The sequence below is a fragment of the Paenibacillus sp. JJ1722 genome (assembly GCF_048282685.1).
GTDB lineage: Bacteria > Bacillota > Bacilli > Paenibacillales > Paenibacillaceae > Paenibacillus > Paenibacillus polymyxa_B.
On the sequence record NZ_CP182500.1, the window covers coordinates 1452233 to 1477635 of the forward strand.

The window sequence follows — 25403 nt, forward strand, 5'->3', positions numbered from 1 at the left end:
GGCTGCATATGAAACGATGGCTGAAGATGACATTGGGGGCTGCGGCGTTATTGGTCGTAGGGGCTACTGCCTACACCGCTTATGTGTATCATTCCTTTAAAACAGCGGCGAATGCGATGTATCATCCGCGCAGCATCGTGCAGCCTGGGTCGGTTTCTACCCTTGCAACGGGCGGAGCAGGGCGATCCGTAGATACAGACTCTGGATCAAGTACACCCAATCCGGCAGCCATCTCCCAGTTCAAGCCGTTCACCGTGCTGGTACTGGGCGTAGATCGGCGGCCTCACGATCCAGGACGATCGGATACGATGATCGTCTTGTCTGTTAACCCTGCCGAAGGCTCTATGTTGATGTTCAACATCCCACGTGATACGCGAACAGAGTTGATCGGCAGGGGGCGTGAGGACAAAATCAATCACGCTTTTGCTTTTGGGGGCGTGGATATGTCGATCCGTACGGTAGAGCATTTTTTGAACCATCCGATAGATTACTATGTACAGATGAACATGGAAGGGTTTGCGAAAATGGTGGACCTTGTGGGGGGAGTCGAGGTTCATAACCCACTTGATTTTCAATATGAGGGCCATCATTTTGCGCAGGGTAATTTGAACTTGAACGGGGCTGAGGCGTTGGCCTACGCCCGTATGCGTTTTGATGATCCACGTGGGGATCTCGGAAGAAATGCTCGCCAGCGGGAGCTACTCAAGCAAATTCTTGCCCAGTCCATCAGCAAGGAAGGGCTGTTGAGGGTAAAACCGATACTGGAGGCAGCGGGGGAGCAGATTCGCACAGACATTACCTTTGACGATATGACCACCTTCCTGACCCGGATCGGTCCGTCCCTCAAGCAGACGGATACCGTTGAGCTGAAGGGACATGGGCGTAAAATCAACGGTGTGTATTATTACATTGTGGATGAGCAGGAACGCCAGCGTATCCATGGAGTGCTGGAGAAGCACATGCTTACCGAGGCCATATCGCCTTAGGTAAGCCTTATGTAGACGGGTGCCCTATTGGGAGGTCACCCGTTATTTTCTTATAAAGTCTTCTAAAAAAGGCTTGTCCCACATACATCTGTAGAGAATTCGGTATAGTCCAACAGAGGGAGGGGCAATGTGTGCTGTTTAGAAGGAGAGCGGCTTCGGCGTTCGTCCGTAAGCTATTATATTTTGCAATCATATGTGGATTGTTATGGTTGCTGTGGCTGGGTCTGCATGGGGTGATGTCTACAGGCGAGGGCGATCAAGCGGTAGAAGCACTGAACGAGTTCTACACTATGGAGCAATCGGGAAATTTCGGAGGCTCATGGGAGCTTTTTCATTCGCAAATGAAAAAGAAATTCGAGAAGTCCACGTATGTACAGCAGCGTGCGCACGTTTTTATGCAGGATATGGGGACGGATACGTTCACGTTTGAACTGGGGGAGCCGCAGGCTGAATATGACATTCGTACCGATCAGAATGGAGAAGAGTTAGGGAAAGTTTACCGTATTACGGTCACTCAGCATTACAAGACCCGATTCGGCAACTTTGATATCGTACAGCCTTGTTATGTGACGCAGGAAGATGAGAAATGGCGGGTGCTTTGGATATATAAGGACAAGGAATAGAGGTTGCGTGGTGTTTCTAAAAGGTTAAATATGGTACAATACTTCCAAAACCGGAAATGTACAGTAAAATGGATCACAGCTTCACTCCGGATGGAAGGAGTTTCAAAGCATGCAGCAAGCGACAGGACAGGTTCCCGTCATACGTATGGAGGGTGTGAGTAAAATCATTTCCTCAAAAGCGATCGTGGATGATCTGACGCTGGAGGTTCCGGCGGGGCAGGTATTTGGTTTCCTTGGACCCAATGGTGCGGGAAAAACGACCACCATCCGTATGATGGTTGGCCTGATTTCGATCAGCAAGGGCGATATTCATATTTGTGGAGACAGCATTAATACCGATTTTGAAAAGGCCGTTGCCCATGTCGGCGCGATTGTTGAGAACCCGGAGATGTACAAGTTTTTGACAGGCTATCAAAATTTGCAGCATTTTGCGCGAATGTCTCCTGGGGTGACCCAAGAGCGCGTGGAAGAAGCGATTCGTCTGGTGGGACTCGGAAATCGGATTCACGATAAAGTAAAAACCTACTCGCTCGGGATGCGGCAGCGACTTGGGGTAGCTCAGGCGATTTTGCATCGACCGAAGCTGCTTGTGCTGGACGAGCCGACCAATGGCTTGGACCCGCAGGGTATTCGTGAACTGCGGGATTATTTGCGTCAATTGACCCGTACGGAAGGAATTACTGTATTCGTATCAAGCCATTTGTTGTCCGAGATGGAGCTGATGTGCGACCGTGTAGCTATTATTCAGAGCGGACGGCTGGTTGATATCAAGCAACTGAAGAATACAGGGGAGGAAGTGCATAAGGCGGAAATTGCTTTTGAGGTAAATGATGCCGAACAAGCTTATGCGCTTGCTGGAGCAGGGCGCGTCGAAGGTAATCAACTGCTGCTTCACCTGGAGCGGGAACAGATTGCAGAGATGAACAGCCTGCTGGCTGCAAATGGCATTAAAGTATATGCGATTCGCCCGGTTGCCCGTACGCTGGAAGATCAATTTTTGGAAGTGACGGGAGGCGGGGTCATTGGGTGATTTCTTCAAGCTGGTACATAACGAAAATCTGAAAATTTACCTGCGTGTGCGCACATGGATTATGCTGGGATTGCTGGCGGTCATCACTGCTGTGATTCCGATGCTGATTTCCTTGGTTTCCGATCAGGTCAGTGTGTGGGATGGGATTGCGTTGACGACGTTGTTTACATTTTTCCTCAATACGACGTTTACGGTCATTGTAGCCGCTGATTCGGTGGCTGGTGAATTTACTTGGGGAACGATTAAGCTGCTGCTCATCCGACCTTGGACTCGCAGCAAAATATTGTTGTCCAAGTATATATCCGTGATTTTGTTCAGTTTGCTCGGAACGATCATTTTGATTTTGATGGTTACGCTGTCCTCATGGCTGATGTTATCCAAGGATGCACCAGCGGGTTCTGTTCCGCTGTTCAGTGATCCGATATCTTACGTAACACTGAACTTCTTGTATAGCTATATCGCCTTATTCGTGACGATGGCCTTTGCTTTTATGCTGTCCGCTGTTTTCCGTTCCAGTGCCTTGGCGATTGGGCTGTCACTGTTCATGATGTTCACCAAAACAGTTTATAACACGATTGGCTTGTTCAGCACAGATCGTTTTGAATGGACCAAATACGTTCTATTTACGCATATGGATCTGAAAAAATATTTAGATATGCCGCCGGGTACAGTAAGTTCCAGTCTAACCTTTTCGCTCACCGTGCTGGCCGCCTATTATGTGATTTTTATCGCCATTGCCTGGGTGGTTTTCGTAAAACGGGATGTTTCGACCTAAATCGAAGTGCCATAGAGTAACACAAAGGACGTTCAAATGCCTAGCATTTGGACGTCCTTTTGTTATTTAAGAATTTTACAAAATCCTCATTTAAGACTATTTTATCCTGTATATATGTCATTTTTTACTACACATTCTACGTGCAGGGGTATATTGTAATCTATTTTCAGCAAGAATCAATCAATAGGGTCACTTTGCGTTTAAAGAGGTAGAGAGAAACAGAACAGAGGGGGGCCGCATGATATGCTGCAAAATAATCGTTTTTTTCGTCTGACTACGGGTATTGTCATGCTATTACTCATCATTTACTTGGGCACCAAAGTAAGCTTTATATTCAGTCCTCTCGTATCTTTGGTCAGCTTGCTGGTTGTACCGTTGATGCTATCTTTTTTCCTCTATTATTTATTGAGGCCGATTGTAGATGTAATGGAACGGAGAAAAATCAAACGATCTATCTCCATCTTGCTGATTTATTTGGTCATTGGAGTGTTATTGTTTGTTTTCTCATGGGGTGTGTGGCCTACGCTGCGTGATCAAGTTACCAATTTATTTGAAAATGCGCCGAAGCTCATTAAAAGTCTGGTTGATCAATTGAGCCAATGGCGGCATAATCAATCCTTGAGACAAGTGCTGCCTCCGGGTGAAGACCCGCTGTCACAACTGTCAGATACGTTGAACGAAGCTTTTTCGACACTGTCTGATTATTCGGTAAAGCTGGTATCGTTCGTGTCCTACTTTTTTATTGTATTGGCTACCTTTCCAATATTGCTCTATTACATGCTGAAGGAAGGGAGCAAGTTTGGCCCTAAAATGCTAAACTTCTTTCCAAAAAAATATCACAAGGACGCATTGGAGGTTATGGAAGATATCGATAGTGCACTCAGCAGCTTTATCGTGAGTCGGGTGCTGATTAATGTCGCGTTGGGTGTGATGATGTTTCTTGGATTTTTAATTATTGGCTTGCCTTATGCCTTGCTGCTTGCCGTTATTTCGATTTTTCTTAATTTTATTCCCTATGTGGGGGCAGTGGCTGCTTCTATACCTGTGGTTATTATTGGATTACTCGAATCACCTTCGATGGCACTCTGGTCCCTGGTCGTGGTGATCGCTGCACAGCAAATTCAGGATAATTGGCTGTCACCTATAGTTTTTGGCAAGCAGCTGGATATTCATCCGTTGACTGTCGTTATTTTACTGTTAGTTGGTGGCGACCTGCTCGGGATTCTGGGTATCATTTTGGTGATTCCATTGTATATGTGCGGAAAAATCGTCATACGCAAGGTGTACCAATTATTTTTGGAACGCAGAGTGGAGGATATTATGGAATGAATGGAGAATGCACTGGATTTAAAGGAGTATATACTGACTTTATCCTGCTTCGGATTGCAGAGCGGCTTGGCTATCCTCCTTGTTTTTGCTGAAACTAGATTGGGTTTCGTCGTTTGACTCATCCGTAGAAGTTGACAACTCTACATCCTTTGTTCGGTTCATTTGAATTGTGCCGTCCAGTATACCGCCTTCAGAAATGACCAATGCAGTGGTCGCGGTATTTCCGTACAGTTCACCTGTCGGCGTAATGGTCAGTCGTCCTTCTGTAGTAATGCTGCCAAACACCTTACCGGCAAGAATGACGTCTTGTGCGATGATATCCGAACGTACAACAGCAGATTCTCCAATGACGACAGTACGAGTGCTGCGGATATCGCCCTGAAAATGACCGTCAATCCGAATATTGGCCTCTGCCTCAACTGTACCTTCAAAGCTGGTGCCATTAGCGAGCAGTGTATCCATAGCTGGGGCGGAGAGCTTTTTTTTGGATTCCTTGAACATGATGGTTTTCCCCCAATCTTTTATTGTAAATATTTTCAAAAATCCTCATTGTACATACAGTAATGGATCGACAGGTTGGTTATGCTTGACGATCTGAAAATGAAGATGAGGTCCTGTGCTTCTCCCAGTACTTCCCAGCAGACCGATGGTCTGTCCTTTGTGGACACGATCCCCCGGAGCCACCTGCATGCCGCTCAGGTGCATATACCAGCTCTGGAGTCCGTCAGGATGCTGGATGATGATGCACTTGCCGCGGGCTCCGCTAGAAGCAGCCTCCAAGACGGTGCCAGCTCCTGCTGCATAGACAGGATCACCGGTTTGTCCGGCAATGTCCACGCCTGAATGGAAGGCAGATCTGCCTGTAAAAGGGTCGCTGCGATAGCCGAAGCTGGAGGTCATTCGCCGTGAACCTACAGGCCAAACGGAGGGATTCCCTTGCTCGGCAAGAGCAAGTCTACGAGTCTGGAGTAGCTGTGCGGCTTGTTTGCGCTCCAGATTCTGCTGTACGGCATTTGCTTGCTGAATAGAGCGGGGAACCGTACGTTCCACCGTGTCCAACAGAGATTCGATCTCCTGAAAATCATCCATTGCCTGGCGAGTTAGGAGGGCAGTATTTTCATGCACTGCGATCAGCTCGCCCCCGATATGGCCGGAAGCATCCCAGGAGAGCGGAGTCATGGTCTTTTTATGGTTACTTGTGGCAGATGAGTTTCCGTGTTTACGAATGAATTGCTGCATTTGCTGTTCCAGCTCCGTTACACGCTGGAGGCGTTCACGAATATTGGTGGCTTGATTCGTCAGCTCCATGACTTCCTGCCGTAGTCGCCCAATGGCTGCATCCTTGTCCGCTACCGTGACCTCCATCTGCAAACTCTGGACAGCAAGATTCGTTTCCATTTGGGAGATAATATGGGAAGAACGGATTTGCAGCCCGATCACGAGTGTAGAGATAGACGCGATCACAAGAGTTGGGACGAGAATGACAGCGGCTGTAGAGCATTGTAGCTGCTTGGGCGGTTGCTGTGCATCCCGAATAACAAGCAGGGTCATCCGGCGATTTAGGCTTCCTTTTTTCATAATCGCTCCTTTCCGGACATCGCTTCTATAGTGCTTGGTTACTATCTATTCAGCTTAAGAGGCAAACATGTCAAAAAAATTGGAGCTTAGTATAAAACGTAGATGAGGATTTTGCAAAATCCTGAGATATATAAGGAGGCTTAGACATGCTGTGGTTGCTGTTGGTTTTAATTGTTTTTATTTTTCAGACCGGGACGATCCTGCTCTTTGAATTTCGCAAGCCGTCCAAAGCGGTAGCCTGGCTTTTTATTTTGTTTTGCTTCCCGCTCATTGGCTTTGTCGTGTACTACTTTGTTGCACAGGATTATCAGAAGCGCAAAATGGTTCGAAAAGGGGGATCGCAGCTGTTTCGTGAGTTTCGCGAGCGTCTGTGGGCGCAATCCAAAGTGATTGAACATGTGGAGCAAATGCATAATCCTCATTTCAAGCATCAGGAGCGACTGTTTAACCAGTTAATTCGTATGTCGGAAAACCCGTTGACTGGATGTAATCGCACACGTGTGCTGACGAACGGTGAAGAAACCTTCGAAGCTATGCTGACAGCGATGGAACATGCACAACATCATATCCATGTGGAGTTTTACATATTTCGGGCCGACGAAATCGGAAGAAAGTTTCAAGAGGTCATGATCCGCAAGGCACGTGAGGGAGTAAAGGTACGATTCGTTGTGGACGGTGTAGGAAGCTACCATTTGCCCTATTCCTTTATTCGTACCTGTAGTGAGGCAGGAGTGGAATTTCATTATTTTCTACCTCCGTTTTTCGCCACGTTGGACCGCCGGATTAACTATCGCAATCACAGGAAAATCGTGGTGGTGGACGGCATGATCGGATTTGTGGGAGGGATTAATGTAGGCGACGATTATCTCGGAAAATACCCCAAAGTGGGATTTTGGAGGGATACGCATTTGCAGATTGAAGGAGATAGCGTTTATTTTCTGCAAAATGCATTTCTTAGCGACTGGAAGCTGGCCTCAGGGGAAAGGCTGATGGATGTGAATTTATTTCCTCCACATACCTGCACTGGGGATGAGGAAGTACAGATTTTGAGCAGCGGTCCCGATCAGGTTTGGGATACGATTCAGGAAATGTGTTTTGGAGCGCTCACAGTTGCCAAAAAGCGGATTTGGATTACGACGCCGTATTTTATTCCCGATCTGGGGATTTATGAGGCGCTCAAGCTAGCAGCAGTCAGTGGCGTAGATGTGAAAATTATTATTCCCTACCAATCCGATTCGAAGCTGGTTCATCTGGCGTCTTTATCCTATGTGCAAGAATTGCTGGAGGCAGGGGTGGAGTTCTACCAATATCGAAAAGGATTTATTCACGCCAAAGTGGTGATTGTCGATGATTTACTCGGCTCGGTCGGGACCGCCAATATGGACATGCGCAGCTTTTTCTATAATTTTGAGTTGACCGCTATAGTTTTTGCTAATTCAGCACTGGAACGGCTTTCGGAAGATTTTGTAGAGGACATTTCCAACTCCTCACGCATAGATTTAAACGTGTTCCGCAGACGGCCTCGATCTCAGAAAATAGCTGAAATTCTAACTCGCATGCTCTCTCCACTCCTTTAAAGGCGGTTTTCGCCGTTTTTATCGATATAATCCCGCTTTATTGTGATTTATGTGCTCTTTGCTAACTTTTTTGCGCAAAATCACAGTTTTATGGTATACTATTCATATAACACAAGCGCGGTAAAGGAGAGGGGACTGCGGATAGCAGCCCCTTTTTCGGTCCAATATACCATACTGTAACGGGGGGATTTATATATGAGTGTAGTGAGCAAGGAAGTTCAAAATCTGTCTGAAATCACAGATGTAACCGGAGAGTTGACCAAGATCAGCAAAATTCCAGCTAATCCGAAGAACAAAGCAAAACGCCTGTTTCAGCGTGCGGCCATGATTATTTTTGGTGCGACGCTTATGGCAGTGGGCCTCGAAATATTTCTGGTTCCTAACGGCGTTATCGACGGAGGCGTCACAGGTATTTCCATTATGGCCTCCAAGATTACTGGCTATCCACTCGGTATTTTCCTGACCCTGTTGAACCTTCCATTTTTACTTATCGGATACAAACAAATCGGTAAAACCTTCGCTTTATCCACATTATTCGGCATTATCGTGATGTCCATCGGTACCGCGTTACTTCACAATGTAAGTGCATTGACTCCTGGCGAACCACTATTGGGTGCTATCTTTGGGGGCGTCATTCTCGGCGTTGGGGTGGGTCTTGTGATTCGGTCCGGCGGCTCGCTGGATGGGACAGAGATCGTAGCTATTCTCGTCAGTGAAAAAACTCCTTTTTCGGTCGGTGAGATCGTACTGTTCGTTAATATCTTCATTCTGGGAAGTGCAGGTTTTGTGTTCGGTTGGCCGAATGCCCTGTATTCCATGATTGCTTATTATATTGCCATGAAAATGATTGATATTACGATTGAAGGTCTGGATCAGTCCAAATCGGTCTGGATTATTAGTGAAAAATACCGTGATATCGGGGATGCCCTGACAGACCGTCTTGGACGGGGCGTAACTTATCTGGAAGGTGAAGGCGGCTTTACGGGCGAAAGCAAGAAAGTGATTTTCGTCGTCATTACCCGACTGGAGGAAGCGAAGCTGAAGAGCATCGTTGAAGATTGGGACCCGCACGCTTTCGTTGCGATCGGTAACATTCACGATGTGAAGGGCGGACGCTTTAAGAAAAAAGGAATACACTAGCGCAAGGGGACAATTTCTCAGCCTAATGGCTGCGGGGTTCGTCCCCTTTTTTGTTCTTCCAAGCATGGATCAGGTTCGGTGTGCATTGGTGCGCATATGCTTGAGGACGTCTTCTACGGGCTGGGGAGGAACCTTGTCGATCAAGTCACCTACCTGGTTTAGTCGTTCTTCAATATTCAGCAAATGGTAGTCAAGTGGTGATACATCTTGCCGTACCTCTTCCCATGTTAGCGGAGTGGAGACCGTAGCGCCGGGGCGTGCCCGCGGGGTATAAGGAGCGGCCAGAGTTTTCCCCTGATAATGCTGCAAATAATCAAAATAGATGGCTGTTCCCCGATCCTTCTTTAACCGTTCGAGTGTGAACAGATGCGGGTGCTTTTCTGTCACAAACTGTCCAACTAATAGCCCGATGCTGCGAAGTTCGTCGAAGGTTATGCCTGTACGGATCGGAACGATAATTTGTACACCTGTGGCCCCGGAAGTTTTGGGGACGGAATCCAAACCAAGCGAAGCCAGTACTTCACCGACAATAGAGGCTGCCTCCATAATACGTGGCTCCACCTCTCTGGATGGATCAAGGTCAATCATCCATTCACAGGGCAGCTTGCTTCCCGCTTCATGCAGAGAGGGGTGGAATTCCAACGCAGCTTGATTACCAAGCCAGAGAAGTTGTGGCAATTTGCCGAGCACGATATATTCAATACCATCATGCAGAGCGGTTTCAATATAGTCCGGCCGAGGACGTGGGGCATTTTTCTGATAAAAAAAATCACCGTGAATCCCATGTGGCCAGCGGATGACGGTCAGTAGGCGATGATGGCAATATTTGAGCAGGAAGGGAGCCAATACCGCGAGCTTGCGAAGATATAGCGCCTTAGTCACGCCTGCTTCAGGCCACAGCGGTTTATCCGGGTTTGTGATAGGAATTTCCTGACCTTCAATGGTAATAGTACCTTTAACAGCTTGTCCCATAATGCTATCCTCCTTTGGCTAACATGCAGCAAAATCTTTATTTACAGGCTGATTGTTGCACTTATAGATCTACATATGGTTTAACATGAACGTGAAGTGCTGAATTTATCCATCAAAGGGATTGACAAGATACATTATGTATCATAAATTTATAATAAAAAATACGATATGTATCTATTAAAGTGTCTTGAGCAGAGGTAGAGGAGGAGTTTGCTTGATTGAAAAGCAAGGCGGAGGGCTGGTATTCCTGTTAAGTGTCCCTCGGAGTGGAAGCTCGCTGCTTACCGCCATTTTGCAAAACCATTCCCGCCTGTTTGCCACACAGGAAATGTGGTTTCTGCTCAGTTTATATGATCTTCCTCAGTCACATGCACGGCCATATGGAGGAACAGGGATACTTCGGCAATTTTTTAAAGGTATGGTTTCCTCCGATGTACTGGAGCAGGCCTCCCGTTCGTATGCACTTGAAATATATAATGGTCTGCTTCAAGGAACTACAGCAGATATGCTTATCGACAAATCCCCGCGTTACTATACGGTGCTGGAATTTATAGACCGTTTATTCCCTGATGCCCGCAGGCTGTGGCTTATCCGGAATCCTTTAGCCATTGTGGCCTCATTCAAAAAGGTCAATCAGCTACGGAATGGACGTTTTCAACTGCTGGAGGAACTGGGGAGTCCGCATTTTAATATGAAAATGACGGATATTACGGTTGGTTTGTTCCGTTATGCTCATTATTTTGCTACACCTCATCCACTTGCATACCCGCTTAGGTATGAACAACTCGTATCCAATCCAACGATGGAGATCGAGAAGCTGTGCGGTTTTCTGGGGATCAAGTATGAGCCGGGGATGGAAAAGTACGGAGACTTTGCGGATACGCCCAAATCCAGTCTTTTTTATAGTATGGGAGCGGGTGATCCATTCGTAGGAGAGCATGAGCAGGCGCATCAGGATTCGGTACATAGCTGGCAACATTTGTTGAGTAAAACGGAAATTGAGCTGTATTGCAGAAGCATTGGGTCCCGCATGTTTAGGCAGCTTGGGTACGCGGAAGCGTTGGAGCAGGCTGAGCAGATGACTGGAGTCCGCTTTGAAGATGAGCCGGATATAGAGCTGCTGAGTCAACGTACACAACAATTTCTCCAACAAAGCGGCTTTGAATGGAAGGCAGCTTATCGGATGCTGGAAGACCAAGATGCAGATAACAGAGAACTTGTGATAAATGCAACCCATCATACTGTACCTCAAGATCTGGCAAGGATGGAGGTGGACCAGATCGTGAACGATCGGCGGATCCAATCACTGGAAAACAGGTTGGCACATAGCTATGAGGAGCGGAACCGTCTTATCGCTCAGCTCCAAAGCTATCAACGCCCAAATCAAAGTCTCCGATCTCGCAGCCTCTTTGCCCGTAAGCTCGGGCGCTTGGCGTCTGTAGCGTTATCAAGCATAGGAAAAGAAAAAGGGGGAAGAACGTGAGTGCGATTGCCGGAATCTATAGCTTTGGACATGAGTCCGTAAGCACCGAAGAAGGCGGGAAAATGATGCAAGCCCTGCGAAAATATCCCGCTGACCGCGTATGCGCTTGGTGCGAAGGCTCAATATTTTTGGGTTGTCATGCCCAGCATGTGACCCCGGAATCTGTTCATGAGCGTCTTCCCTTCTATGATGAGCTAAGAGATTTGGCAATCACGGCGGATGCGATTATTGACAATCGTTCCGAGCTGTTTGAACGGCTGGGAGTTGAGCAGGAACGGCGGCAAGATATCACGGACAGCGAGCTGATTTTGCTGGCATATGACAAATGGGGAGTGGAAGCAGCCAGTTATCTGATAGGTGATTTTGCCTTTGTCATTTGGGATGCCAAGGAACATCGATTATATGGTGCTCGAGATGTGACAGGAAATCGTACGCTGTACATGTACCAACATGACCGAGGATTCGCGTTTAGCACGGTGGTCGCTCCACTTTTGTCCCTGCCCTCTCTGCGAAAAGAACTGCATGAACCGTGGCTGGCCGAATTTTTGTCCATCCGTGCCATGCAGGAATCCGTTGATATCGGAACGACCGCATACAAGCATATAAACCAGCTTCCTCCTGCACATTGGTTCACTATGGAGGAGGGGAAGCGAACCCTTCATAAATATGCATGTCTGGATAAGGTAGAGCCACTGCGGCTCAAAACAGGGGGCGAGTACATAGAAGCTTTCCGCGAGGTGTTCACACAGGCGGTCACTGCCCGACTACGGACGCATCGCGCTGTAGGGGCTGCCTTGAGCGGAGGGCTGGATTCCGGAGCGGTTGCCAGCTTTGCCGCACCATCGCTGCACTTGCAACAAAAGCCACTGCATGCCTACAGCTATGTGCCTGTTCAAGATTTTACAGACTGGACACCGCCTACATTGCTGGCGAACGAACGAAGCTATATTCAGTCTACGGCTCGCTATGTAGGCAACATTCACGAGAATTATATGGATTTTGAGGGTAAAAGTCCGTTTTCTGAAATTGATATTTGGCTGGAACTCATGGAAGCACCCTACAAATATTTTGAAAACTCCTTCTGGATCAGAGGTTTTTATGAAAAAGCACAGGAGCACAATGTCGGTGTACTGTTGACCGGGGCACGAGGCAATTTTACCGTATCGTGGGGCCCTGCACTAGACTATTATGCCCGGCAGTTTCGTCGTTTGCACTGGTTGCAATCCTTTCAGGGGTTGTGGCGGTACAGCAAGCTTACGGGCAGGCGTATGTCTCATCTACTCCCTGTGATGTTGAAAAAAGCGACTTCGCTTGAATCTCGTTCATGGCTGCGGCGTAGCAATCGAAGTCCCGTTCCTTCACTGATCCACCCGGAGTTTGCCAAACGGATGCATGTAGAAGATATTCCTGTATTGAGCGGAACAGGCTGGATGAAAAACGCCGATCAGACGAGAAAAGAGAAATTTTCGAATTTGGCGATTGCTAACAAAAATGGTGTGGTCGCGACCAAACTTTCACTACGGTATGGCCTGTGGGAACGTGATCCGACCGGAGACAGCCGAGTGATTCGCTTTTGCTTATCGGTGCCTTTTGAACAGTATGTGCAAAACGGTCGGGACCGTGCCCTCATTCGTACGGCCATGCGTGATCATCTACCTGATGATGTTCGGTTGAACCAGCGGGTACGCGGTGTACAGCCTGCAGATTGGCTACATCGAATGCTTCCTTGCTGGGATACGTTTATGGGAGAGCTTCAACTGATGTGTCATGATTTACGAGCCGCCGAATATCTCAATATTGAGTTTATTAAGACGGCTATGGCGAAACTTCACCACCCCCGCCCTGAGCAGGCGTCTGATCCGAATATACGACTACTAATGCATAGCCTGATCGTGTACCGTTTTCTCTGTAGATTGAACTGATCGAACCTATCCGGTCAGACAGTTCGCCATTCGTTGGAGGGGAGGTGATGAGATGAGTAAAAAAGAATGGCAGGAACCGACGATAGAGGTGCTGGATATTAACCAGACTATGGCGGGTAAAGGCTGGAAACAGATTGACTGGGTGTCTGACCACGATGCCGATCTTCATAATCCAAGCTAACACATGGTTATACATGCAGCCGATGTTGGGCTGGAAGCAAAAAACTGGTCCGATAACGACTGAATGAACGAGAATAGCATAATCCATTGGACTCGTATTCAATACAAAGCCGTCTTTATTTCTTCGGGTTAGAGGTACTGCCCAAGAAATAAAGACGGGATTTTTAAGGACAGAGGAGTGAGTCCTATCGTGCATGACAGGAGTGCAAATGTCAGTTGGACGAAATATATAGCCTTTGGACTCAGAATTGCCAGTGAGCTGAATCTGCCTGAGCTGATCCTGGCAGCACCGGAAGCAGTAGAGGATGTAGTCATTCGACAGGCTGATTTAACTGCATGGAGTGGTCAGCTGGAGCAGGCCAATTTTGTGATGCTAGATGAGCGATTTATATTCCAAATACCAGGCACGGCCATTTATGCCGTCAGGGAAGGCAAGGAGATCGAGGTAAGCATATTCTCCGGGGCCGATCCTGACACCGTGCGGCTGTTTGTGCTGGGTACATGCATGGGTGTTCTGCTGATGCAAAGACGAATATTACCTATTCACGGAAGTGCGGTCGTCATCGGGGAGAGGGCCTATGCATTTGTGGGTGAATCGGGTACGGGCAAATCGACACTGGCTGCTGCTTTTAGGCAGGCAGGTTATCAGATGGTTAGTGATGACGTGATTGCTGTAAAAGCTACGGCTTCCTCAGCCATCGTGTATCCAGCTTATCCGCAGCAAAAGCTGGGGTTGGATAGCTTGCTCCAACTGGAGGCTTTACGGGAGAACAAGCATGCACGCAAAAGAAATAACATACGGTCCCTAACTGATGGCAATTCTGTAATGCCACAATACAGTGATCTGCGTATGCTTGCAGGTGAACTGAATAAATATGCCGTACCCGCCGTAGATGAATTTTTTAACGATCCGCTGCCCTTAGGGGGCGTATTCGAGCTTGTGGCAGATTCTCCAATCCGTGCGTTGATGCGCGAAGGGGAGCTAATGGCGGTTACGGAACAGCCCTTGAACGTTCTGGAGTGCTTGCATACATTACTACAACATACATATCGTAGGGTGATTATTCCGCGAATGGGTTTGAGTGAATGGTCGTTTGATACAGCGGCTAGGATGGCTCGTAAAGTAGAGTGCTGGCGGCTGCTGAGGGATAGTTCTGTCTTTACTGCGTCCGAGGTTGTACAACGGGTACTTGATATCATTCGTAAGGAGGAAAAGAGTTATGGCAGCCACTAATCCAGCTAAAGACCATTATCGCGTCATTTACGGTGAAGAGGTCTATGTCAGTGATATGGACGGAGAAAAAGTGATGATGAGCATTAACACTGGTAAATATTATAACTTGGGCTTCACAGGAGGACGAATCTGGGAACTGGCAGAATCCGGTCCTTCCCTTGGCGATATCGTAACTGTCCTGACGAATGAATATGAGGTGGACGAGGAACAGTGCAGACAGCAGGTACATACCTTTGTGGCTGAGTTGGAGCGGGAAGGACTGTTGAAGCTTCTACGGGAGTCGGTATAACATGCGGATACAACGGCTTCTTCTCCTGTCTCCAGAGGTTAGGAGATTGTTGCCGGAAGCCTGGCTGGAGCTGGGATGGGCGAGGTTTCGCCAGCGTCGTTCTTTTGGGGATTACTCAAGGGTTTGGGGCATATGTATGGAAGAAACTCCATGGAAGTGTGATGTCAGGCAGGAGAAGTGCATTCAGCAGATTTCGCACGCTGTGGAGCTGGCAAGCCGTTATACTCCTTGGCGCAGTAGTTGTCTTGTACAAGCCGCTGCGGCGATGACGTTGCTGGGGCGCAGAAAACTGGACTGCACGCTGTATCTGGGCACAGCCAAAAATGCCGCTGGACGCTTGGCCGCACATGCATGGGTACGTAGCGGACCGATTTATGTTACGGGGAAACGGGAGATGGAAGCATTTACGGTGGTGGGGATATTCGGGAGACGTGCTGTGATGGCTACAAATACAAAAAATGAAAGATAAAGGCGGTTCTTTGCTTTAATGCGATGAGACAAGAAGGAGAAGAATGCATGCCCACCAAGTCTGTTTTGGAACTTGCGAATTGGAATGAGGATCAAGAATTAACGTTGTTACTCTCTCTATTGGGGAAAGACGTTTCTCATTGGCAGGATAAGACTGCTGCTACCCAGCTGCGAGAGATGGATTGGGTCCGCTTTTTACGTCTGACCGAGCACCATCGAGTGGTACCTACGGTGTATCTCCAACTGAAAACATTGAATCATCCGTTCGTTCCCGCAGAATTGTTGCGAAACCTTCAGGCGCAGTATCATCGAAACACGCTTCGCATGCTCCATCTTCAAGCAGAAGCCGAGCGTCTGACCAGGCTCTTCATAGCTCATGGAATTCGTGTACTTATGTTGAAGGGTCCTGCTCTGGCGCAGCAATTGTACGGGGATGTTTCTCTGCGTACCTCCAAGGATATAGATTTACTCATTGCCCCTGACGATATGGATGAGGCTGAGCATTGGATGAAGGAAGCCGGATATGCGTCCAAGAGCGGAGAAGTGCGTGTCCTTGGCAGTTGGAAATGGAAGGACCATCATGCATCCTACCTCCATCCGCAAAAACGGGTAGAGATTGAGTTGCATTGGCGGCTTCACCCGGATGGGGGTGGGGAACCCTCTTTTGACGAGCTGTGGAACTGCCGGAAAATGGGCAAAGCTGCAGGAACCAGTCGGCAGGTACCGTTGGGATCTGCCGACAACAGGACTGTGATGACGTCCTGTATGTATACGCTTGGCAGCGAGCATCAATTTCTGTACTTGAGCGCGCATGGTGCGCGTCACGGCTGGTTCAGGCTGCGCTGGCTGGTTGACATCGACAGGCTTGCGGTATGTGCTGTCGATTGGGAGGCGCTACTGCCGATGATGCGCCGCTACGGGGGCCTGCCTGCTGGGGGGCAGGCTTGGGCACTCGCCGCTGCGCTGTTGGGTACGCCGATACCGGAGTCGATGCGTCCGGTATCGGCTACCCGGCAGGCGCACAGGCTCGCGCTGAGCGCGCTGGCCTTCATGCAGGCCAGCGTTCCCGCACCGTACCCGATTGCCCACGGGCCGAGTACAGGTAGGCTTGCTCCATCAGAGCTGCTGCATAGCAGAGCTTTGGCGGAGCAAGCGGAGGCCGCCCCTCCGGATGGCGGTGCTTCGGTATGCGGTACCTGTGGCGAAGCAGCCATGCTTGCCACCAGTGGCGTTACTAGCATCACGGAAGATGCCAGTAACGCCGATCATAGCCCGATGAGCACTGCTACCAGTTGTGCCCCCATTACTCCAGCTGTCGCCTCCAGCCAAGTCATGACCAGAAACACGGCGGCTGCCCATCAGCCGGTCAGCCGCACTTACTTGCTTTCCTTAAAAGAGCCAAGACACAGACTATGGTACCTCATCAGCCGTTTGTTTCCTTCTACGGGGGATTCGGCCGTTTTTCCACTGCCTCGCCAGCTGCATTTTTTGTATATCCCTTTACGTCCATTTCTTTGGCTGAAGCGGCGATTTTCAAAGCACTGACTCGATAGAGGATTTTGCAAAAATCCAATAAGCGACTTTCAATGAACAATATATAGATCGAAATGGTCTAGTTCGTCTATATATTGCACTTTGGAGCGACTGGAATCGAATTTTTCAAAATCCTGGATAAGGAGTGTGCATTATGGTTCACCTGCGATTATATATGACAAAGCTGTATAGCGTGAACGGCGGTGCGTTATTTCTCAATATTGGATGTATGATCATTGTCAGCCTGCTGGAGGGTTTTGGCATTTATATGCTTGTTCCTATGCTGGCGGCTATCGGCGTATTTGTTGGTCATTCAGGGATGCCATTTCTGTCTGGTGGATTGGAACATTTTTTGCCGTTCATTCCTAAAAGCTGGCTGTTGCCGGGGATGTTGATGGTTTTTATAGTGCTGCTTACAGGGCAGGCTTTGCTTCAGCGTTACCAATCCATCCTGAATTCGCGGATTCAGCAGCGTTTTATGCGCTCTTTGCGAATAGACGTGTACACTTCCTTTATGAAGGCGCAGTGGGCATTTTATTTGCGTCAGCGTAAATCTGATTTTAGCCATGTGATGACGACCGAGCTGGCGCGTGTCAGTCAGGGAACGAATTTGCTTCTTCAACTGACTACTGCTGTCATGTTTACGATGATCCAGATTGCGTTGGCTTTTTGGTTATCCCCCTCTTTAACCGGGCTGGTATTTCTGAGTGGATTGGGGCTGTTTGTCGTGTTCCGCCGCTCCATTCGAAATGCCAAACAATTAGGTGATCGTACCACTGAGCTGTCGCAGGTTTATTTTGCTGGGATTACGGATCACATGAACGGCATGAAAGATATTAAAAGCAATCTGTTGGAAGCGGCGAATATCCATTGGTTTCGCTCCCTGACACAACGCATGGAGGATAATACGACCCAATTTGTCCGGCAAAATGCGACCACACAGTTTTTTCATCGTACAGCGGCAGCTGTTTTTGTCGCTTGTGTCATATTTACATCGCTGCAGTGGCTGCATGTTACTCCTGAAAAACTGATTGTGCTGATTCTTATATTTTCACGCTTATGGCCCCGATTTGCTCTTATTCAAGCGAGTCTGGAATACATCATGTCTATGATCTCCGCTTTTGAGAGTGTCACCAAGGTGCAACAGGAGTGCGAAGCTTTCACAGATCCGTCATTGATTGTATCTGCATCTGTACGGCAACCCCTGTCCCTTCGTCATGGGATCGAATGCAGCCATCTGGATTATCGCTACGATGGTGCAGCAGAGTCTGCGCTGCGTCATATTAACTTGTTCATACCCGCTCGGGGAATGACAGCCATTGTAGGGAAATCGGGAGCAGGTAAAAGTACAATGGTCGATGTCCTGATGGGTTTTTTACGTCCAACTGGGGGGCAGATTACAATAGACGGGCTTGTTCTGGACGACGAATTGTTGCTCCAGTGGCGGCAGTCGTTTGGCTACGTGTCACAAGACCCATTTTTATTTCACGCGACTGTCCGCGAAAATTTGATGCTGGCAGATAAGGATGCTAGTGAGCAGCAGCTATGGGAGGCGTTACATTTTGCCGCCGCAGACAACTTTGTATCCAGATTGCCCGAAGGGCTGGACACAGTAATTGGAGATCGCGGGATTCGTCTGTCTGGAGGAGAACGTCAACGGCTAGTATTAGCACGGGCTGTCTTGCATCATCCTTCGGTACTTATACTAGATGAAGCGACAAGTGCGCTGGATGGTGAGCATGAAGCCGCAATTCAGGCAGCACTGGAACGGATGAAAGGTCAAATGACGTTGATCGTCATTGCTCACCGCCTGTCAACCATCAGACATGCGGATCAAATTGTCGTACTGGATCAAGGCGAGGTCATACAGCAGGGGAACTACCACCAACTGGAACAAGAGGAGCGGGGGGCGTTCAGTCAGCTACTATCGTATCAAAGCAGTGTCACCGCCACCCCTTAACCAGACTTTTCTGTAACTCAGCTTAAGTTTCTTTACGTTTGGCAGTGCTTCTTTTCTTTTTGACTGGAGTCGGAGAGATGTTCTCGCCTGCAACAGCCTGCTGTGCTGTTGGGGCCGCTGGTTTACGCGCAGGGCGTTTTTTCGCAGCAGGGCCGGGATCGGTAACGACAGGTTGCACTGCCTCGATGCTGGCCTGAAGGGCGGCCATTAAATCTACTACATTGGTCTGAGGCTGTGTTGGGGCGATTCGCACCTCTTCACCAGCCACTTTATGTTGAATGAGATCCAGCAGACGCTCGCGGTACTGATCCGTATACTTTGCTGCATCAAAAGGTGTAGATAGCTGCTCGATTAGCATTTTTGCCATGGTCAGCTCCTTCTCTTTAACCTCCTCCTGCCCCGGTAAGTTAGGCACTTGAGCAATGGGGCGAATTTCATCGGGGTAAAACATCGTCTCCACCGCCAAACATTCATCCAACACCCGAATAGCCGCCAGGCTGCTTTTAGAGCGGATGGAGATTTGGGCAATCCCGATTTTCCCGGTATCCTTCATCGCATTCATGAGCAGCTTATACGCATTGGAGCCAGCTTGATCCGGGGACAGATAATACGTTTTCTGAAAGTAAATCGGATCAATTTCCTGCAAATCCACAAAATCTAAAATAACAATATTTTTATCCGCTTGTCCGCTAACTTGCTCCAGTTCCTCCTTGTCGAACATGACAAATTTTCCTTTTTCATATTCGTATCCTTTTCCAATTTCCTCCCATTCGACCTCCTTGTCACAAACGGGACACTTTCGTACATAGCTAAGTGGGCTTCCACACTCCTTGTGAATATAACGCATGGAAATGTCCTTATCCTCAGTCGCAGAAAACATTTTAACGGGCACATGAACCAGCCCAAAACTGATCGCGCCTTTCCAGACCGTATGCATACCGCCGCTCCTCCTTTTCTTTAATCCGCATTTTGTATCCTTCGATTCCAACGCTCGGCTGTGAGCATATCCATTTTTCACTTAGATTTTTCACTTAGTATGCTTCGGAGAAAGGAATGTATGAGGTGTAAAGAAAAGAGCAAGCCAACTAATCTGCATTCTGAGGTATGACTACATCGCATAACACAATGATATGAAGTTGTTAAGTTACATTAGTTATATTAAGATAAGGGATAACCAACGATTTTGACATTTTATAAGAAAGGAGTGTTCATGTCATGAAGAAAAGATCATTAAACTTTATATCTTTTGGATATGGATACTCTACTGCTGTTTTTTTCTAAAATCATTTTTATTGGTGGAGTCTGCCTAAAAATGGTTAGAAGAAACGGTAGAAAAATTTAAAAATGACGAGGTCGATTAAATGAAAAATGAAAAAATAACTAGAAAAAATCCGGCAGGTATGCCGAAACCAGTAGGGAATTACACACATATAACTAAAGTTCCAAGAAATTCAGAGCTATTCGTGACTTCGGGTCAAGTTGGAGTAGATCAGAATGGCCAATTCCCAGAAAGCTTTAACCTACAAATCAGCAATACTTTTAATAACATTAAATCAGTTTTGGACGCCGAACAATTAACCGCTGACAATATTATAAAAGTAAATGTATGGGCAACTGAGCAGATAGATTGGGATTACATGTATTCCCAATGGGAAAAGTTATTCGGGAATGATTATCCTGCAATGACTATCGGCTACCTTACTGCTCTAGGATTGCCTGAAATAAAAATTGAAATTGAAATTTGGGCAGCTAAAGCATAAAAATAATACGCACCTCATTTATGGGATGGAATCATAGATAGCCCCGGTCTTCGTGAGAAGCTGGGGCTGTTTTATGTTTAAATTCACGAAAAATGTACATCCGTCGTCGCAAGCAAACGCACTAAACGATTACCGAGCATCGCATAGTGATGAGCTATCCGCATCTGCATCCTTCGATTCCAACGCCTTGGCTGTGAGCAAATCATTTTTATGCTTCGTACAAAGGATTTGTATGAGTTGTGAATGAAGACTGCGAATTGCTCCCGCATGCGCATGGTTACAGCAATTTTGGTACATAGTAAGGCATATCCGATTCAAAAGGGGGTACACAATTTATGTCCGGAAAATCCTATCCTCAGCAAATCAGGCATCGTGTGGGTCAAAGCCAAATCGCCTTTCGGGGCCCGGCTGGAGGCGAACAGGATGCATTGCCGCCCGAGTTCGCTCTTTCACATGGAATCCGTCCGCCTTTTCCCGTAGCTGTGGCTCATGTGGATTTGGAGGCTGTAGTTTCAACTTCGCCTTCTCATAGCATCCCTTCATTAGACGTTGAACGGATTATAGATGAAGACTAGGTGAACTATATTTCTGAATGAATGCACACAACAACAAACAGGAGGGGAAGAATAACATGAACGTGGAACGAGCAAAAGCTATTTATGATTCATCCGAAAATATTGCCGTACAATTGGATGGTAAACCGATCTGGATTGAGCATGTAGACCAAGCAAACGGTATGGCAACGGTACAGATAGGTAGCAGACCCGGCAATACCCAAACCGTCCGTGTGGATCGTCTGGAAGAACAATAGAAGAGGGGCACCAAACCAGATTTTTCCCATAGTATGGGGTATAGCTTTAGAAAGATCTTGGACAGCTGTAGGCTTTCATCGTAGAATGCTGCTTGAATGATCCCGCTTCAACCCTAAAAGGCTCGCAATTGCTCAATGAGCAATTAGCGAACCTTATTTGTAATAATAAATGCAGTCGAGGGAACAAGTTAAACGCCAGACAAGTTAATTTGAAGGTGGAGTTGGTTCCTTTACATGACTTTATACTGCAATGGCCTTTAAATGTGGTGAAATCATCAGTTTAGCCTCAGTTGCCAATTGAACGTCTTCCACCGATAAACCCGGCGCAATTTCCTTCAGCATCAGTCCACTACCTGGAATAACATCGATGACAGCCTTTTCGGTTACGATGGTCTTTACAACATTTACAGCGGTGAGGGGCAGTTTACATTGTTCCAGTATTTTCGGCGCTCCATTTTTGTTCACATGCTCCATGGCTACAATCACTCTCTTGGCTCCGACCACCAAATCCATGGCTCCCCCCATGCCCGGAACCTTTTTCCCTGGGATCATCCAGCTTGCAAGGTTGCCTTTCTCATCGACCTCCAGGGCGCCCAACACGGTGATATCCACATGCCCTCCACGGATGATAGAAAATGAAAGCGAACTGTCGAAAAAGCAAGCTCCTTCCATAGTTGTAACATAGTTTCCGCCTGAATCGATACAATCGAGTCTTTCTTTCCCCTGAGTCGCTTTTGGGCCTACACCGAGGATTCCGTTCTCAGCCTGCAGCATAATATGAATGTTTTCGGGGATATAGTCTACCACCATTGTAGGCATTCCAACACCAAGGTTGACAACTTCGCCATTTTTAAATTCCTGGGCTATTCTTCGAGCAATGAATTCTCTGTTATTCATGCGTTTTCACCCACCTTTACAATTGCGTCGACAAATATTCCGGGAACGTTGACATGATTGGGGTCAATTTCTCCCGTCTTTACGTATTCGTCTGTCTGAGCAACTACATACTCTGCCGCTGTAGCCATTACCAAATTGAAGTTACGTGAAGAGCCGTTGATGACAAGATTTCCCGCTTCATCAGCCTTATGAGCTCTGATTAGCGCCACATCCGCTTTGAGCGGCAGTTCGAGCAAATATTCTCTCCCGTCAATTTGGATTTTCTTTTTTCCTTCCTCTACAATGGTGCCTACACCTACAGGTGTTAAAACACCGCCCAAGCCTGCTCCTCCTGCACGTATTTTTTCAGCGAGCGTACCTTGCGGGAAGAGTTGAACCTCCGCTTCTTTCGTCATCAGGAGCCTTCCCGTTTCTGGATTAGAGCCAATATAGGATGCAAAAATCCGCTTTACTCTGCCGCTTTTTACAAGCTTATAGATAGATAATTCCGGTGTGCCTGTATCATTGGATATAATCGTAAGATTGCTGGCGGGATTGGTGTCGACAAGCGCACGTACAAGTTCCTCCGGAAAGCCTCCTGCCAGAAAACCTCCGACCATCACCGTGTCTCCGTCTTTGATCTGCTTAACTGCTTCTTCAGCGGAGATTACTTTGTTATTCATGGTTCCTTCTCCTTATATATATATTTTTAGGAAAGCAACTTTATTGGAGATAATCATAGAGGACTCTTCCATATGGAAGCGTTAAATCGGCAATAAAATGTTTTCCGCCAATATAAGCTTTTACCGGCAAATCTGCCACAGGAGCGTTGACATGGGGAATCAGGCTTAACCTCGCAGGCCCTGACCAGGCGCCTTTAACCGTAATGTTTTCGAGATTATACGCTACCAACTGAGCAATTTTAGGGGTACCGTCAACATCAGGAATTAATTTCAAATTAACTTGCGTTTTTGCGATGGCTTTAGCCGTTTCCTTTTCATCAAGAATGTTATATTTGAAAGGCATGGTTCCCGTGGCCACCAGGACGTTGTTGTAATGCAATGTACCCGTCAGCGTTTCCGTCTCCTCAACGATCAAGCGAGGCTTCGCCCATTTTTTCGGAAATCCCCAGATTTCACGTCCTCCCAGAATAGCAGGCGCGTTATCCAAATACATTTGGGCAACAAAATTACAGGGTTCTCCATGAAAAGTACACGGAATGACAATACCGCTTTCCTCATAGCTTCCTAACCCGGATGAATCGGGCATCTTGATCCATTCATAGGAAACGGTATTGCTTCCATCCGGCTGAAGAGGCTCCGGGACCGCCTGTCTAATCGCAGCGGGATCAGTCTCGTAGGTAATGATAAAAAATTCCCGGTTGATGAAGCGGTATGGTGGGCGCCCGTAGCTGCCGCTAGCCGCAGGCATGGATTGGAGTGAAAGTACTTCTTTTTGATTCATAGCGATCTCCCTTCCTTTTAAGAGGTAGTTCTAAAAGTCATCCTGAACTCGCACTTTAAATGAGCGCATTTTCAACTAGCATCGCTATTCCCATTCCCGTTCCGATGCATAACGAGGCGATGCCGTAACGTGAAGATCTTCGCACCATTTCATGAACCAGCGTAACCAATACCCTAGCACCGCTTGCACCGACAGGATGCCCGATCGCGATCGCGCCGCCATTGACATTCACCTTCTCAGGATTGATTCCAAGCTCTTTCAATACCGCTAGTGCTTGTGCGGCGAACGCTTCATTAATTTCAAAAAGATCGATGTCATCAATAGACATTCCCTGTTGCTTCAGAAGTGACGAAATGGCCTTCACCGGTCCCATTCCCATATATGCAGGGTCAACGCCAACAAGTGAATAACCCTTGATATATGCCAACGGCTTTAACGCATGTTCCTTACATTTGTCTTCCGACACTACAAGCATAGCCGCTGCGCCATCATTGATTCCTGAAGCATTTCCGGCGGTAACTGTTCCGTTCTCCTTAAACGCAGGTTTTAATTGAGCAAGTTTTTCTTTCGTTGTATTTCCTCTTATGTGTTCGTCCTCCGTGAAAGAAATAGTTTCTTTTTTGTTTTTAATCATGACTGGAACAATCTGCTCTTCAAAAAGCTCCTTGTTTTTAGCTTCTACGGCCTTTATCTGGCTTTGATAGGAAAATTCATCCTGCTCAAGTCTTGAAATTCCATATTTCTCGGCAACATTTTCTGCGGTAATTCCCATATGGTAATGGTTGATCGGGCACGTAAGACCGTCGGCCACCAGGGAGTCTACCAACTCACCGTTGCCAAGTTTGTAGCCGTTTCTTGCATTTCTTAGCAGGTAAGGGGCATTCGACATGCTCTCCATGCCTCCGGCCAAGACGATGTTGCCTTGTTCCGCCAATATTGAATTGTAAGCTAAAGCAACGGCATGGAGTCCTGAACCGCAAACTGTGTTTATCGTTGTTTCGGGTACATCAATAGGGATACCGGCTTTTAGTGCCGCCTGTCTGGCAGGATTTTGGCCATTGCCCGCCTGAAGAACATTTCCCAAATAAATTTGATCAATCAAAGAAGGCTCTAATTTACTTTGCTGAAGGCATGCTGTCATCACAGTTGCTCCCAGTTCAGGAGCGCTTAGAGGCGCAAGGGTTTTGTTAAAAGAGCCGACCGCTGTTCTCAACGGGCTTACTAAAGCTACTTTTTTCATTAAAAACTCACATTCCTTTCGTTGTGTTCAAGACACAATACATCCATGATTGCACTTCAATTCGTAATTTCCGTTCTTAACCTACGAGATGTAGCGACTGCAAGATACATTTGCTTGCGGGCATATCATGGTGCCTAAGACAGTGAGTGTGACGGTTCGATCGCCTTCTCTCG

At 47.4% G+C, this 25403-nt stretch carries 26 protein-coding genes; 18 read left to right on the top strand and 8 right to left on the bottom strand.

Going from position 1 to position 25403, the window contains the following annotated elements; all coding sequences use genetic code 11:
- Positions 1-8 precede the first annotated feature (8 nt).
- The 5 genes from ACM1ND_RS06380 to ACM1ND_RS06400 all read left to right on the top strand — a co-directional run bounded on the left by ACM1ND_RS06380 (position 9) and on the right by ACM1ND_RS06400 (position 4743).
- On the top strand, positions 9-986 hold the full coding sequence (locus tag ACM1ND_RS06380) for an LCP family protein (protein ID WP_068938662.1): 978 nt from the start codon (positions 9-11) through the stop codon (positions 984-986).
- Between the two features lie 131 nt (positions 987-1117).
- Positions 1118-1609, top strand: coding sequence for a hypothetical protein (locus ACM1ND_RS06385; protein WP_023987444.1), 492 nt, complete (start codon positions 1118-1120; stop codon positions 1607-1609).
- A 109-nt stretch (positions 1610-1718) separates the two neighbouring features.
- The gene (locus tag ACM1ND_RS06390; protein WP_068938660.1) at positions 1719-2639 is read left to right on the top strand and encodes an ABC transporter ATP-binding protein; all 921 of its coding nucleotides are present in this window, start codon (positions 1719-1721) and stop codon (positions 2637-2639) included.
- Positions 2632-3414 carry an ABC transporter permease gene (locus ACM1ND_RS06395; RefSeq protein ID WP_023987446.1) on the top strand — a complete coding sequence of 261 codons (783 nt, stop codon included), beginning with the start codon at positions 2632-2634 and terminating at the stop codon, positions 3412-3414. Before ACM1ND_RS06390 ends, ACM1ND_RS06395 begins: the two co-directional genes overlap by 8 nt.
- Positions 3415-3657: 243 nt before the next feature.
- Entirely contained in the window at positions 3658-4743 is a 1086-nt protein-coding gene (locus ACM1ND_RS06400; protein ID WP_023987447.1) for an AI-2E family transporter, read from the top strand.
- A gap of 39 nt (positions 4744-4782) precedes the next feature.
- On the opposite strand, the gene ACM1ND_RS06405 is transcribed toward ACM1ND_RS06400, so the two are convergent.
- A complete protein-coding gene (locus tag ACM1ND_RS06405; RefSeq protein ID WP_053324862.1) occupies positions 4783-5244 on the bottom strand; it encodes a bactofilin family protein in 462 nt (153 codons plus the stop codon).
- A gap of 45 nt (positions 5245-5289) precedes the next feature.
- Complete coding sequence (locus ACM1ND_RS06410; RefSeq protein WP_023987449.1) at positions 5290-6321, bottom strand: M23 family metallopeptidase; 1032 nt, start codon at positions 6319-6321, stop codon at positions 5290-5292.
- Positions 6322-6467: 146 nt separating this feature from the next.
- Here ACM1ND_RS06410 and cls point away from each other — a divergent pair, with 146 nt between their 5' ends.
- Both cls and ACM1ND_RS06420 read left to right on the top strand, forming a co-directional pair.
- Positions 6468-7898, top strand: a complete 1431-nt coding sequence (cls, locus tag ACM1ND_RS06415; RefSeq protein ID WP_028543093.1) for a cardiolipin synthase — start codon at positions 6468-6470, stop codon at positions 7896-7898.
- A gap of 195 nt (positions 7899-8093) precedes the next feature.
- Entirely contained in the window at positions 8094-9038 is a 945-nt protein-coding gene (locus tag ACM1ND_RS06420) for a YitT family protein (RefSeq protein ID WP_023987451.1), read from the top strand.
- Positions 9039-9107: 69 nt separating this feature from the next.
- On the opposite strand, the gene ligD is transcribed toward ACM1ND_RS06420, so the two are convergent.
- A complete protein-coding gene (gene ligD, locus ACM1ND_RS06425; protein ID WP_053324865.1) occupies positions 9108-10010 on the bottom strand; it encodes a non-homologous end-joining DNA ligase in 903 nt (300 codons plus the stop codon).
- Between the two features lie 214 nt (positions 10011-10224).
- Here ligD and ACM1ND_RS06430 point away from each other — a divergent pair, with 214 nt between their 5' ends.
- The 8 genes from ACM1ND_RS06430 (at position 10225) to ACM1ND_RS06465 (ending at position 19079) form a co-directional block, all read left to right on the top strand.
- Positions 10225-11493 carry a sulfotransferase family protein gene (locus tag ACM1ND_RS06430; protein WP_418027321.1) on the top strand — a complete coding sequence of 423 codons (1269 nt, stop codon included), beginning with the start codon at positions 10225-10227 and terminating at the stop codon, positions 11491-11493.
- Complete coding sequence (locus tag ACM1ND_RS06435; RefSeq protein ID WP_418027323.1) at positions 11490-13415, top strand: asparagine synthase-related protein; 1926 nt, start codon at positions 11490-11492, stop codon at positions 13413-13415. Before ACM1ND_RS06430 ends, ACM1ND_RS06435 begins: the two co-directional genes overlap by 4 nt.
- 52 nt (positions 13416-13467) lie before the next feature.
- Positions 13468-13596 carry a paeninodin family lasso peptide gene (locus ACM1ND_RS06440; RefSeq protein WP_023987454.1) on the top strand — a complete coding sequence of 43 codons (129 nt, stop codon included), beginning with the start codon at positions 13468-13470 and terminating at the stop codon, positions 13594-13596.
- Positions 13597-13785: 189 nt separating this feature from the next.
- Positions 13786-14829 carry a dephospho-CoA kinase gene (locus ACM1ND_RS06445; RefSeq protein ID WP_076264377.1) on the top strand — a complete coding sequence of 348 codons (1044 nt, stop codon included), beginning with the start codon at positions 13786-13788 and terminating at the stop codon, positions 14827-14829.
- On the top strand, positions 14816-15118 hold the full coding sequence (locus ACM1ND_RS06450; RefSeq protein WP_025720436.1) for a lasso peptide biosynthesis PqqD family chaperone: 303 nt from the start codon (positions 14816-14818) through the stop codon (positions 15116-15118). The genes ACM1ND_RS06445 and ACM1ND_RS06450 overlap by 14 nt, the downstream gene beginning before the upstream one ends.
- A gap of 1 nt (position 15119) precedes the next feature.
- Positions 15120-15587, top strand: a complete 468-nt coding sequence (locus tag ACM1ND_RS06455; protein WP_418027326.1) for a lasso peptide biosynthesis B2 protein — start codon at positions 15120-15122, stop codon at positions 15585-15587.
- Positions 15588-15634: 47 nt separating this feature from the next.
- Positions 15635-17131, top strand: coding sequence for a nucleotidyltransferase family protein (locus ACM1ND_RS06460; protein ID WP_418027328.1), 1497 nt, complete (start codon positions 15635-15637; stop codon positions 17129-17131).
- 142 nt (positions 17132-17273) lie between these two features.
- The gene (locus ACM1ND_RS06465; RefSeq protein WP_069081005.1) at positions 17274-19079 is read left to right on the top strand and encodes an ABC transporter ATP-binding protein; all 1806 of its coding nucleotides are present in this window, start codon (positions 17274-17276) and stop codon (positions 19077-19079) included.
- A 22-nt stretch (positions 19080-19101) separates the two neighbouring features.
- Here the strand turns inward: ACM1ND_RS06465 and ACM1ND_RS06470 are convergent, their stop codons facing one another.
- Positions 19102-20016 carry a Ku protein gene (locus ACM1ND_RS06470; RefSeq protein WP_013309197.1) on the bottom strand — a complete coding sequence of 305 codons (915 nt, stop codon included), beginning with the start codon at positions 20014-20016 and terminating at the stop codon, positions 19102-19104.
- Positions 20017-20440: 424 nt separating this feature from the next.
- Here ACM1ND_RS06470 and ACM1ND_RS06475 point away from each other — a divergent pair, with 424 nt between their 5' ends.
- From ACM1ND_RS06475 to ACM1ND_RS06485, 3 genes are all read left to right on the top strand, one after another.
- Positions 20441-20839 (top strand): RidA family protein, encoded by a 399-nt coding sequence (locus tag ACM1ND_RS06475; RefSeq protein WP_023987460.1) that lies wholly within the window; start codon positions 20441-20443, stop codon positions 20837-20839.
- Between the two features lie 335 nt (positions 20840-21174).
- Complete coding sequence (locus ACM1ND_RS06480; RefSeq protein ID WP_023987461.1) at positions 21175-21414, top strand: hypothetical protein; 240 nt, start codon at positions 21175-21177, stop codon at positions 21412-21414.
- Between the two features lie 56 nt (positions 21415-21470).
- The gene (locus ACM1ND_RS06485) at positions 21471-21650 is read left to right on the top strand and encodes an H-type small acid-soluble spore protein (RefSeq protein WP_023987462.1); all 180 of its coding nucleotides are present in this window, start codon (positions 21471-21473) and stop codon (positions 21648-21650) included.
- 240 nt (positions 21651-21890) lie between these two features.
- On the opposite strand, the gene ACM1ND_RS06490 is transcribed toward ACM1ND_RS06485, so the two are convergent.
- From ACM1ND_RS06490 to ACM1ND_RS06505, 4 genes are read right to left on the bottom strand one after another with little or no spacing between them, the layout of a single operon-like run.
- Positions 21891-22547 carry a 3-oxoacid CoA-transferase subunit B gene (locus tag ACM1ND_RS06490; protein WP_023987463.1) on the bottom strand — a complete coding sequence of 219 codons (657 nt, stop codon included), beginning with the start codon at positions 22545-22547 and terminating at the stop codon, positions 21891-21893.
- A complete protein-coding gene (locus ACM1ND_RS06495) occupies positions 22544-23209 on the bottom strand; it encodes a CoA transferase subunit A (RefSeq protein ID WP_023987464.1) in 666 nt (221 codons plus the stop codon). Before ACM1ND_RS06495 ends, ACM1ND_RS06490 begins: the two co-directional genes overlap by 4 nt.
- Positions 23210-23249: 40 nt before the next feature.
- Positions 23250-23990 carry an acetoacetate decarboxylase gene (locus ACM1ND_RS06500; protein WP_418027332.1) on the bottom strand — a complete coding sequence of 247 codons (741 nt, stop codon included), beginning with the start codon at positions 23988-23990 and terminating at the stop codon, positions 23250-23252.
- A gap of 55 nt (positions 23991-24045) precedes the next feature.
- On the bottom strand, positions 24046-25230 hold the full coding sequence (locus ACM1ND_RS06505) for an acetyl-CoA C-acetyltransferase (RefSeq protein ID WP_418027334.1): 1185 nt from the start codon (positions 25228-25230) through the stop codon (positions 24046-24048).
- Positions 25231-25403 lie beyond the last annotated feature (173 nt).

Excerpts from the sequence above, each read along its gene's own strand:
- ACM1ND_RS06380 (WP_068938662.1), top strand. The coding sequence starts at position 9 with ATGAAACGATGGCTGAAGATGACATTGGGGGCTGCGGCGTTATTGGTC.
- ACM1ND_RS06390 (WP_068938660.1), top strand. The coding sequence starts at position 1,719 with ATGCAGCAAGCGACAGGACAGGTTCCCGTCATACGTATGGAGGGTGTG.
- ACM1ND_RS06400 (WP_023987447.1), top strand. The coding sequence starts at position 3,658 with ATGCTGCAAAATAATCGTTTTTTTCGTCTGACTACGGGTATTGTCATG.
- ACM1ND_RS06405 (WP_053324862.1), bottom strand. The coding sequence starts at position 5,244 with ATGTTCAAGGAATCCAAAAAAAAGCTCTCCGCCCCAGCTATGGATACA.
- ACM1ND_RS06410 (WP_023987449.1), bottom strand. The coding sequence starts at position 6,321 with ATGAAAAAAGGAAGCCTAAATCGCCGGATGACCCTGCTTGTTATTCGG.
- cls (WP_028543093.1), top strand. The coding sequence starts at position 6,468 with ATGCTGTGGTTGCTGTTGGTTTTAATTGTTTTTATTTTTCAGACCGGG.
- ACM1ND_RS06420 (WP_023987451.1), top strand. The coding sequence starts at position 8,094 with ATGAGTGTAGTGAGCAAGGAAGTTCAAAATCTGTCTGAAATCACAGAT.
- ligD (WP_053324865.1), bottom strand. The coding sequence starts at position 10,010 with ATGGGACAAGCTGTTAAAGGTACTATTACCATTGAAGGTCAGGAAATT.
- ACM1ND_RS06440 (WP_023987454.1), top strand. The coding sequence starts at position 13,468 with ATGAGTAAAAAAGAATGGCAGGAACCGACGATAGAGGTGCTGGATATT.
- ACM1ND_RS06450 (WP_025720436.1), top strand. The coding sequence starts at position 14,816 with ATGGCAGCCACTAATCCAGCTAAAGACCATTATCGCGTCATTTACGGT.
- ACM1ND_RS06455 (WP_418027326.1), top strand. The coding sequence starts at position 15,120 with ATGCGGATACAACGGCTTCTTCTCCTGTCTCCAGAGGTTAGGAGATTG.
- ACM1ND_RS06460 (WP_418027328.1), top strand. The coding sequence starts at position 15,635 with ATGCCCACCAAGTCTGTTTTGGAACTTGCGAATTGGAATGAGGATCAA.
- ACM1ND_RS06465 (WP_069081005.1), top strand. The coding sequence starts at position 17,274 with ATGGTTCACCTGCGATTATATATGACAAAGCTGTATAGCGTGAACGGC.
- ACM1ND_RS06470 (WP_013309197.1), bottom strand. The coding sequence starts at position 20,016 with ATGCATACGGTCTGGAAAGGCGCGATCAGTTTTGGGCTGGTTCATGTG.
- ACM1ND_RS06475 (WP_023987460.1), top strand. The coding sequence starts at position 20,441 with ATGAAAAATGAAAAAATAACTAGAAAAAATCCGGCAGGTATGCCGAAA.
- ACM1ND_RS06480 (WP_023987461.1), top strand. The coding sequence starts at position 21,175 with ATGTCCGGAAAATCCTATCCTCAGCAAATCAGGCATCGTGTGGGTCAA.
- ACM1ND_RS06485 (WP_023987462.1), top strand. The coding sequence starts at position 21,471 with ATGAACGTGGAACGAGCAAAAGCTATTTATGATTCATCCGAAAATATT.
- ACM1ND_RS06490 (WP_023987463.1), bottom strand. The coding sequence starts at position 22,547 with ATGAATAACAGAGAATTCATTGCTCGAAGAATAGCCCAGGAATTTAAA.
- ACM1ND_RS06495 (WP_023987464.1), bottom strand. The coding sequence starts at position 23,209 with ATGAATAACAAAGTAATCTCCGCTGAAGAAGCAGTTAAGCAGATCAAA.
- ACM1ND_RS06500 (WP_418027332.1), bottom strand. The coding sequence starts at position 23,990 with ATGAATCAAAAAGAAGTACTTTCACTCCAATCCATGCCTGCGGCTAGC.
- ACM1ND_RS06505 (WP_418027334.1), bottom strand. The coding sequence starts at position 25,230 with ATGAAAAAAGTAGCTTTAGTAAGCCCGTTGAGAACAGCGGTCGGCTCT.